The organism is Dolichospermum circinale AWQC131C (assembly GCF_000426905.1).
Lineage (GTDB): Bacteria > Cyanobacteriota > Cyanobacteriia > Cyanobacteriales > Nostocaceae > Dolichospermum > Dolichospermum circinale.
Genome location: NZ_KE384598.1, coordinates 49,795 through 58,892, shown reverse-complemented (window position 1 = coordinate 58,892; position 9,098 = coordinate 49,795). Strand labels below are relative to the sequence as shown.

At 36.8% G+C, this 9,098-nt stretch carries 9 protein-coding genes; 8 read left to right on the top strand and 1 reads right to left on the bottom strand.

Annotated features, from left to right (window positions below):
- The first annotated feature begins 179 nt into the window (after positions 1-179).
- The 5 genes from tilS (at position 180) to ACIR131C_RS0105900 (ending at position 4,334) form a co-directional block, all read left to right on the top strand.
- Positions 180-1,160 (top strand): tRNA lysidine(34) synthetase TilS, encoded by a 981-nt coding sequence (gene tilS, locus ACIR131C_RS0105920; protein WP_028089457.1) that lies wholly within the window; start codon positions 180-182, stop codon positions 1,158-1,160.
- A gap of 844 nt (positions 1,161-2,004) precedes the next feature.
- On the top strand, positions 2,005-2,214 hold the full coding sequence (gene ndhL, locus ACIR131C_RS24345) for an NAD(P)H-quinone oxidoreductase subunit L (protein WP_071604934.1): 210 nt from the start codon (positions 2,005-2,007) through the stop codon (positions 2,212-2,214).
- 27 nt (positions 2,215-2,241) lie between these two features.
- Positions 2,242-2,553 (top strand): DUF3007 family protein, encoded by a 312-nt coding sequence (locus ACIR131C_RS0105910; RefSeq protein ID WP_028085427.1) that lies wholly within the window; start codon positions 2,242-2,244, stop codon positions 2,551-2,553.
- A 92-nt stretch (positions 2,554-2,645) separates the two neighbouring features.
- Entirely contained in the window at positions 2,646-3,449 is an 804-nt protein-coding gene (gene trpA / locus ACIR131C_RS0105905; protein ID WP_028089455.1) for a tryptophan synthase subunit alpha, read from the top strand.
- Between the two features lie 228 nt (positions 3,450-3,677).
- Positions 3,678-4,334 (top strand): hypothetical protein, encoded by a 657-nt coding sequence (locus ACIR131C_RS0105900; RefSeq protein ID WP_028089454.1) that lies wholly within the window; start codon positions 3,678-3,680, stop codon positions 4,332-4,334.
- A 113-nt stretch (positions 4,335-4,447) separates the two neighbouring features.
- Here the strand turns inward: ACIR131C_RS0105900 and ACIR131C_RS0105895 are convergent, their stop codons facing one another.
- Complete coding sequence (locus ACIR131C_RS0105895) at positions 4,448-5,866, bottom strand: hypothetical protein (RefSeq protein WP_035371559.1); 1,419 nt, start codon at positions 5,864-5,866, stop codon at positions 4,448-4,450.
- Positions 5,867-6,342: 476 nt separating this feature from the next.
- Between ACIR131C_RS0105895 and ACIR131C_RS0105890 the strand changes: the two genes are divergently transcribed.
- The 3 genes from ACIR131C_RS0105890 (at position 6,343) to phnE (ending at position 9,049) form a co-directional block, all read left to right on the top strand.
- Positions 6,343-7,257 carry a phosphate/phosphite/phosphonate ABC transporter substrate-binding protein gene (locus tag ACIR131C_RS0105890; protein ID WP_417033466.1) on the top strand — a complete coding sequence of 305 codons (915 nt, stop codon included), beginning with the start codon at positions 6,343-6,345 and terminating at the stop codon, positions 7,255-7,257.
- 86 nt (positions 7,258-7,343) lie between these two features.
- The gene (locus ACIR131C_RS0105885; RefSeq protein ID WP_081677168.1) at positions 7,344-8,117 is read left to right on the top strand and encodes a phosphonate ABC transporter ATP-binding protein; all 774 of its coding nucleotides are present in this window, start codon (positions 7,344-7,346) and stop codon (positions 8,115-8,117) included.
- Positions 8,118-8,254: 137 nt separating this feature from the next.
- Positions 8,255-9,049 (top strand): phosphonate ABC transporter, permease protein PhnE, encoded by a 795-nt coding sequence (gene phnE, locus ACIR131C_RS0105880; protein ID WP_028089450.1) that lies wholly within the window; start codon positions 8,255-8,257, stop codon positions 9,047-9,049.
- Positions 9,050-9,098: the final 49 nt, after the last annotated feature.

Sequence of the window (9,098 nt, the reverse complement as noted above, 5' to 3'; positions counted from 1 at the left end):
TGTTCCCTGTTCCCTGTTCCCTTGTCATAACGACAATTTTTAACGCCAACCTACTTAGATAATCTTGAATTTCTGGAGATTTCTTACCACTTGCTCACATTTGAGCCATTATAGAGTTCGTCAGCTTTTAAGCACAATGAAAATTTCTCTCAAGCAAGCAGCTAATATTGATACCTCTGATGACATGGACTCCCCTTCACGCTAAAATACATCGTACCATCCACCGCCGTCATCTATTTGAGCGCGACCAAGGGCTATTAGTGGCAGTTTCTGGTGGACAAGATTCTTTATGTTTAATTAAATTATTATTAGACTTACAACCTAAATGGGGATGGAATTTAGCTATAGCCCATTGTGATCATTGTTGGCGCGAAGATTCCCAGGCTAATGCTCATCATGTGCAAAATTTAGCACAACATTGGCATATACCTTTTTATTTAGAAACAGCCCATGAACCTGTTAATAGTGAAGCTACGGCCAGAAATTGGCGATATCACGCTTTAACTAAAATTGCTCAAACTCATCATTATCAATATGTTATCACTGGACATACTGCCAGCGATCGCGCAGAAACTCTATTATATAATTTAATTCGTGGTACTGGTGCCGATGGTTTACAAGCTTTAACTTGGCAGCGGCCACTCACTGATGATATTATCTTAGTCCGTCCATTGTTGGAAATTACCCGCTCCCAAACTGAGCAGTTTTGTCAAGATTTTAATTTACCTATTTGGGAAGATAGCACCAATCAAAATTTACAATATCCGCGCAACCGCATTCGTCAAGAATTGATACCATACTTAAAAGTAAATTTCCACTCCCAAGTAGAGACAAATTTAGCCCAAACAGCGGAACTGCTTCAAGCTGAGGTAGAATATCTGGAACAAACAGCCCATCATTGGCGGCTAGAAGCGTCAGTAAAGGGTGAGAAACAGGATTTACACCTAAATCGTCAAATTTTAAAAACATTACCTTTAGCGCTGCAACGTCGGGTAATCCGTCAGGTACTTCAAAATATCTTACCTGAGTCCCCCAACTTTGAACACATTGAGAAGTTAGTAGCTTTAATCACAGCCCCCAATCGTTCTCAAACAGACCCTTTTCCTGGTGGTATGACAGCAATTGTACAAGGAGATTGGATTTGCATTATTGACAGGTAATGGGTAATAGGTAATGGGTAATGGGTAATAGGTAATAGCTAATATAAAGACACAAATAAATAGATTTCTGTACTTCTGTATTATTGTGCCTGTAATTAGTTTTTAGATGGGAGTGGGGGGACTTGAACCCCCACGACCGTTTAAGGTCAACGGATTTTCATTCTCTTGCAGTTTTCACTACTACTCAGTTGCTCAAGCAATTCTAAGTTTTGAGAATTGGACTCTCTCTTTACCCTCGTCTTGACGTTAGGGTAGCTCCCGTCGAGTCTCTGCACCTTCCCATGGCCTTTAACTTGAGAAATTTTTATCTCAAATTTTAGATTTTCTGGGCTTGGCTCAGGATTGCCATATCTATAAACTAAATTTAGGTTATGAGATTTAGGTTTCCCTGAGTTTGAGAGCTTCCACTTGAAAGGTTTCCCGATCAAGGCTCAATTCCTTAAGTCCGTAGCGTCTACCATTCCGCCACACTCCCGAAGGGTTTTTAGTTTTTTGTGCAGTTTTTCGCCTGCTTGTCTGTTATACCACTAATTACTTTTTTTTGGCAAGTAGATTTTGAAAAAAATTTCCAAAAAATTTAGTTTTTATTTTTCTAACTTGAATATTTGGGACTTGACCCCAAACAAAACAGAAAGTTAGGCTTTTACTTACTCAAGTTTCCAGTTTAATGGCTCTAGCCGATTATATCATAAAGTTGAGATTTTGAGCAAATTAAATTTTTTCCGTGTTGAGGAATGGAGATTGATACACTAAATTGCTGATTACTGATTCCCTTAATCCGGGCATTCAGCGTATTATGAAGTGAATACACCAAATATAGTTTTCTCAAATTGCGGTAAGGAATATGGTTGTAGCACTACTGTATCTGAGTTTGGCTGGCGCTTATCTGCTGGTGATACCAATTGCTGTCTTGTTTTACTTGAGTTTAAGATGGTATGCGGCTGGTTCTGTGGAACGGGTGTTTATGTACTTTTTGGTGTTTTTCTTCTTTCCGGGTTTACTCGTTCTCTCACCATTTGTAAATTTGAACCCCCGTCCGCGCAAAATTGCTTAAATTAAGATTTGGTAGGTCATAAAACTCATGCGACGTATTGACGCGATTGGTATTGGTTTCGGCGTTTTCGTAGCCGGTGGTTTGGCTTATGTGGGTTTGCAGCTAGTAGGTTTAGATAGTCAAAATGCTGGGATCTGGAGTCAGGTATTTTTGATAGCGGGTCTAATTGGCTGGTTATGCACCTATATTTTCCGAGCAATGGGGAATAAAATGACCTACCATCAACAACGAGAGGCTTATGAAACAGCTTTTTTGCAAAAGCGTCTTGATGAACTTTCTCCTGAAGAATTAGCCGAACTACAGGCGAAAATTGCACAAGAAAAAGAATCTCAGGTTTAAGGTTATCATTGTTCAGTTGTCAGTTGTTTGTTTATAAATAACCACTGACCACTGACCACTGACCACTGACTACTGACTACTGACTAGGTGAAATGACTGCTATTTCTCGTTGCTTTGAAAGTTTGAGACGGAACCAGGGGTGCGCTTTGATTCCCTTTATTACCGCTGGTGATCCCGATTTAGAAACTACAGCTAAAGCTTTACAGGTTCTAGATCGTTCTGGTGCTGATCTGATTGAGTTAGGTGTACCCTATTCTGATCCCTTGGCCGATGGTCCAGTGATTCAAGCTGCTGCTACTCGTGCCTTGCAACGGGGGACAACCCTAGAGCGGGTATTAGAAATGCTTAAATCTATTAGTCCAAGCTTGCGATCGCCGATTATCTTATTTACATATTACAATCCGATTTTACATCGAGGTATTGATAAATTTCTCCAGCAAGTTCAGGAGGCTGGAGTAGCGGGGTTAGTAGTTCCTGATTTGCCCCTAGAAGAGTCAGCAGGGCTAATAAAACCTGCCGCCGAGAGGGGGATAGATTTAATCCTATTGGTAGCTCCTACCAGTGATCATGAGCGGATAAAAGCGATCGCTCGTGCTTCTGAGGGCTTTATCTATTTGGTAAGTGTTACTGGTGTCACCGGTATGCGAACCCAGATACAAGGACGGGTTTTTGATTTACTCCAAGAAATTCGTCATGTTACAGATAAACCCATTGGTGTGGGTTTTGGTATTTCCGAGCCGGAACAAGCGCGGCAAGTAAGGGAATGGGGTGCGGACGCAGCAATTGTGGGTAGTGCTGTAGTCAAGCGCCTAGCAGAAGGAACGCCAGAACAGGGACTAGAAGCCATTGGTCAGTTTTGCCAAAGTCTCAAGACAGCCCTCAACAATCCCATTTAAACAAAAATAAAAACAGTGTATTTTTTTGTGATTTTCTACTGGACAATTTGACTGTAATAGCGTTAAATAATAACAGCATATATTAGAATAGACCAAAAACTAACTGATACACTGTTTTAAAACTTGAGTTTTACATATAATACGGACGAAGTAGGTAAAAATTATGGGTGTGAGAGTACATCGGTTACATGAGAGTTACTGTTCAGTAGCATTCGGGGGGTAACAGCAATGAGTGAAAGTATGGCATTTATTGGCGGAGTTGCTGTAGCTGGGTTAGCGGCTCTAGTCTTGCTTAAAGGGACAAATACCCCTCTATCATCAAATTTTGCTGTCAGTCCACAAATACCAGGAACGGTAATGGCACCCCAGGTAATGCAGCCTTCTATGCAGTATCCGCCTAATTACGGACAACCAGTATATGCTAATCAACCGCCAACTGCCCCCACTTCTGATCAGCGTCTAGAACTGGAAAAGCAGAAGATGCAGATTGAGAAGTTTAAAAGTGACTATGAACAACTAAAGTTACAAAACCAACAACTCCAACAACAACTGCAAAGTGCTACTCAACAGCAATGGCAAGCCCAATTAGCTAGTCAACAACAAAAAATAGCCGCGCTACCACAACCGGAGCAAAATGATTGGCGAAATTCCCCCATGCTTTGGGCTGTGGGTGGTGCAACATTGACCATTGGTGGGGGTATTGTGGTGGCTGGGGTATTGTCCTTATTTGCGCCAAAACAGCGTCCTGTTCGTACCGTCCAAGTACTTCATCCTTACAATGGATCTACACCGCCTTTAGGTCCTGTTCGTCGCGCTGAGTTTTTACCTTCTTCGCGTATGGAAGCAAGGAGGGTAGAAACGGCAGAATACGACGAAATGCAGTAATAGAGGGCAAACAGCAGAAATTATAAGAATGTAGAGACGTTCCCAGGAAAGTCTCTACAATATCATTAATATCTGTACCTGATCATATTGGCAACTGCTGTATTCCTAATTTTTTATTTGCTAATAGATAGACTACTAGATGATTCCGCTCGCACTTTTCTAGTTTGTTCGAGTATTTTGTCTATATCCTCTTGGGATAAACGTTGAATGTAGTTAATTTTAACTTCTTCTAAAAAGTCATTTACCAAACTTTGAATTTCTACTAAAACTTGCTTTTGCTGAATTTCTGAAGTGAATGAAGTTGTAAATTTTTCTATTAGCTGAGTAGAAAGTTTTGCTGCCATAGGATCTTTAATAGTATTAGATAAAGCTCCATAAATATTATTAGTAATTTGGCTTGCTATTTGTTCACTGATTTGTGTTTGAGCTTTACCTAATCCTGGTAACATGAGAAGGTTATGATAACCAGGTAATTGCTGACAAGCAATTTGAATACTGTAGACTAAAATCGCATTTACTTCTGGTTGGATTTTTGGTAATATTTGAGTAACCAGTGTTGTAATTAATAATCCAGTGATTGCTTCTACTTCATTGATATTATTAATATCTATATAAGAACGCACATTTTCTGATTCTAATATCCAGCGTGTAATCTCACCTCTTTGAATTGAACCTTGAACTTGATTAATTACTTGAACGACGACAATTTCTGTAATTTCTTCCGCAAAATTAGCCAAAATACCTTGATGAATTTGTCTTCTGACTAAGTAAAAATCAACCAGCTTTGTTTGATCAAGTCTTACTGTCACTGGAATAACTCTGAACCAGCGCCAAATGGGTATTATTAATAATAAATCATACCAACGCCAAAGAATTGCTTCTAACGAACTTAAATGACTATATCTACGTTTGATAAAAAAAGTCCGTCCTAATAATTCTATGGTAAATAGAACCACAAAAGGTAAATCAATTTTCCAAAAACTATCGAAAAGTTCACCATTTTCATCAATTTTACGATAATAGTTGATCGCAATTACCGGGCTAATTCTCTCGCGGAAAAAATCTATTTCTTGATTCCAACCATGTTTAGATAAATATTCCTGACTCCAAAAAGTATTAAATGCAGCTTTTGCAGATTTTTCTTTGATATGTTCCCGCATTCGGTTTTTAATTTTTTCCAGAGTTCCACTTTTTCCTGCACCAGCAAAAGGATTAGTTTCAATCATCTCTTTAGAGAGGAAACGGAGGTTTTCTAACTTAGTTTTGACTTGAAATGAGTTTAGTCCTGTTTGAGTTATCTGTGCTTCTAATTCCTCTACTGCTTGTAAATATTGTTTAGTATCACGATGAGATTCAATACCTTTAATGGGGTCATAAAATCGAGTAATTCCAGGAAGTCTACGGAAGTAAAAATCTCGCCAGGGTACGTAACTTAAATCGAATAAAACTAATATTAAGTTAAAACTGGCAATAATGGCCATTAATCTTTCAAACCAGAGGTTTCTTGGTTGGTAAATTCTTAATTTGTTCATCATTTTTTATATATAGTTTTTATATATAGTAAATCCTGAGTTTATGGTAGACAATAACATCAGTTTCAAAACTAATTGTTTAGCTGTTGTGTATTTATAATAATACCATAATTTTTCCTCAATGCAGATGATTTTGACTATCCTAACTGCTAATTTACCTAACTTTTAATATATATTTGCGCTTAAATATTTATCTATTTTATATTATTTTGTTATAAAACACTTAATTGCATTAACAATCTATATAATAGATATTAATTTTTATAAAGCATACTCAATATCGGGTCTTTGTCGTTTTCAAGAAAAAAATCTTTACCTTATTGACTTTTATTTCTAAAAAGGATAAAGTTTCTTTAGGGAACTAATTGCAATAAATTTGCAAAAATATTGAAAATAATTCTTAATGGAGTAGGAAAATGAAAGTGTGTAAAAAAAGTCTGTATAGCCTTTGTGGAGGGTTGTTAGGGTTCACAGGAATGGTTTGGTACAGTTCAGGGTTTTTGCCAATTGCGATCGCTCAACATCCCATAAAACAAGCAAAAACAGGCTTAATTGCTCAAAAATTGCAAGATATAACCATAGTTTTTCCTAGCCGTTCTGATTCTACTGACTTGCAAAATAAAGCTAATAGTATGGCCAAATTTTTATCAAAAGAATTAGGAATATCTGTCAAAGCGCAAGTAGGTGATGAAACAGCCGCAGTAGAGGCTTTAAGAGCAAATCGGGCTGATGTAGCATTTTTAAGCAGTCGTTCGGCACTCAAAGCGGAACAATTAGCAAATTCTCGGTTATATTTGGCTGAAGTTCGTAAAAATTACTCTGGAAGATACACTTATAATTCTGTTTTTGTTGTTCCTCAGAATAGCGAATTAAAAAGTAAAAATTCTGGGAAAGCAACCCTAGAACAACTAAGAGGAAAAACCATGGCTTTTACTTCTCCTACCTCTGGTTCTGGATTTATTTTTCCAGTCAGTGAATTAGTAAAACTGGGTTTTGTTCCGAATCGTGACCGTTTAGATAGTTTTTTTGGTAAAATTAGTTATGGTGGGAATTATAGTAAAGCTTTAGATGCTGTAGTTAGGGGTCAAGCTGATGTAGCTGTAGTATCAGAATATGCTCTTTTTCCTCCTTATTTAGCAGCGGAAAATAGAGATAAAATTAGAGTATTACACAAAATTTCTGGTGTTCCTGCTCATGGAATTGCGATTGATGATGATGTACCAGTTGTAGTCAGAGAAAATTTGATTAAAGCTTTGTTAAAGTTAAATAAATCAGAAAATAATCAATTATTAACTGGTTTATATAATTCCACAGAATTGGTAAGAATTGATCATAATCGTCATCTTCAACCAGTACGACAAGCATTAAAAAATACAGGAATAGAACCATAGATATAAATAGAACCCACCTTTGTGGGTTAAAAATCTTTGGTTTTCTATTAGTGCTTTGATGAAGAAATTTTGTCCTGAGGTTATTTATGACTATTTATCAAGTAGAAAAGACCAATTCTCACTCATTAAATTTATCGAGAAGTAACGTGAATTGCATTGAATGTTTTAATTTAGAGACAGATTATATTTCATCTCTAAAACGTCCAATTTTAAATAAAATTAACTGCAAAATTAATCAAGGTGAATTTGTGGCTTTATTAGGATTGAATGGTGCGGGTAAATCAACATTGTTAAAATCTTTCGTGGGTTTAGTACCTTTAATCAAAGGAGAAATTAAAATCAATGGTATTTCTTGCTCTCAAAAAAAATTACCACAAATTCGTCGAGATGTGGGAATGTTATTTCAAGGAGGGGGATTAATTCGACAATTATCAGCTATTGATAATGTCTTATGTGGAAGATTAGGAGTTAGAAAAAACCGACAAACTTTATTGGGATTTCCTCAAAGCGATCAAAAATTAGCCTTAGAATTATTAACACAATTAGGCTTAGGAGAACACATATATCAAAAAACTAGTAAATTGAGTGGTGGCCAACAACAAAAAGTAGCAATTGCTCGTGCATTAATGCAGTCTCCGCAAATACTTTTAGCTGATGAACCTACTACAGGTTTAGATATAATAGCCTCACAACAAGTAATGACAACTTTATCTGAATTACATCAACAAGGTTTAACTATTATTACTGTTTTACATGATTTAGCTTTAGCTACAGAATACGCTCAAAGAGCTATTATTTTAGATAAAGGGGAAGTAGTTTATGATGGTAAATGTGAAAATTTACAAGCCCAATTTTCCTGAAAAAAGTATAACTTGATCTGACGCAAAGCAGTAGGGTGTGTTAGCACCAGCGTAACGCACCTTATTTATCTAATCAATATTTGCGGCTGAATGCTTACAAAAAATTAAAAATAGAAAATTTTACTTTGTTTTAAAAAATGAAACCCTTTCCTAAGTTACAAATTTTTCATCGTTATCCTTGGGTTGTTCCTTTAGCTATTTTCTTGTTGATGATCCAAGTTTATATTTGGTCTTTACAAGGATTAAAGGTTGATTTTCACTTATTAAAAGATAGTTGGCCTTTTATTACGGATTTTATTTCTCGGCTATTTCCTCCAAATTTGCAAGTTTTAGATATTGCTATTCAAGGATTAATTGAAACTGTACAAATGTCTTTATGGGGAACAACTATAGGCGCAATTTTATCATTACCAATTGCTATGGCTAGTGCTAATAATATCGCTCCTTTATGGTTAAGATGGATAGCAAATTTACTGCAAAATGCTGTGCGTTCTGTACCGTCAATTATCTTAGGTTTAATCTTTGTCGCTGCTACTGGCTTAGGCGCACCTGCGGGAACATTAGCATTGTCAATATATACTATTGGATATCTGGCCAAATTTTATCAACAAGCTATAGAATCAGTAGATCATCGTTCTTTAGAGTCTTTACAAGTTATCGGCGCATCAAGAATGCAAATTGTCCAATATGGTATACTACCGCAAATATTACCGCTAGGACTAGGTTATACTTTATGGATGTTTGAATATAATATCCGTGCGGCTTCGGTTTTAGGAGTGGTTGGTGCTGGGGGGATAGGCTTTCAATTGAAAAGCTATATAGATGGATTTGAATATACTAAAGCGACAACTATGATGTTAGTGCTATTGTTAGTAGTGACAGTTATTGATTGGTTTAGTAGTAAATTAAGGCGTTATTTAGAATCAATATGACAAGGGAACAGGGAACAGGGAACAGGGAACAGGTGACAGGTGACAGGTG

Bases quoted from the DNA above. Each gene is read 5' to 3' on its own strand.
- ACIR131C_RS0105890 (WP_417033466.1), top strand. From the start codon at position 6,343: ATGGTTTGGTACAGTTCAGGGTTTTTGCCAATTGCGATCGCTCAACAT.
- ACIR131C_RS0105885 (WP_081677168.1), top strand. From the start codon at position 7,344: ATGACTATTTATCAAGTAGAAAAGACCAATTCTCACTCATTAAATTTA.
- trpA (WP_028089455.1), top strand. From the start codon at position 2,646: ATGACTGCTATTTCTCGTTGCTTTGAAAGTTTGAGACGGAACCAGGGG.
- ACIR131C_RS0105895 (WP_035371559.1), bottom strand. From the start codon at position 5,866: ATGAACAAATTAAGAATTTACCAACCAAGAAACCTCTGGTTTGAAAGA.
- ACIR131C_RS0105910 (WP_028085427.1), top strand. From the start codon at position 2,242: ATGCGACGTATTGACGCGATTGGTATTGGTTTCGGCGTTTTCGTAGCC.
- phnE (WP_028089450.1), top strand. From the start codon at position 8,255: ATGAAACCCTTTCCTAAGTTACAAATTTTTCATCGTTATCCTTGGGTT.
- tilS (WP_028089457.1), top strand. From the start codon at position 180: ATGACATGGACTCCCCTTCACGCTAAAATACATCGTACCATCCACCGC.
- ndhL (WP_071604934.1), top strand. From the start codon at position 2,005: ATGGTTGTAGCACTACTGTATCTGAGTTTGGCTGGCGCTTATCTGCTG.
- ACIR131C_RS0105900 (WP_028089454.1), top strand. From the start codon at position 3,678: ATGAGTGAAAGTATGGCATTTATTGGCGGAGTTGCTGTAGCTGGGTTA.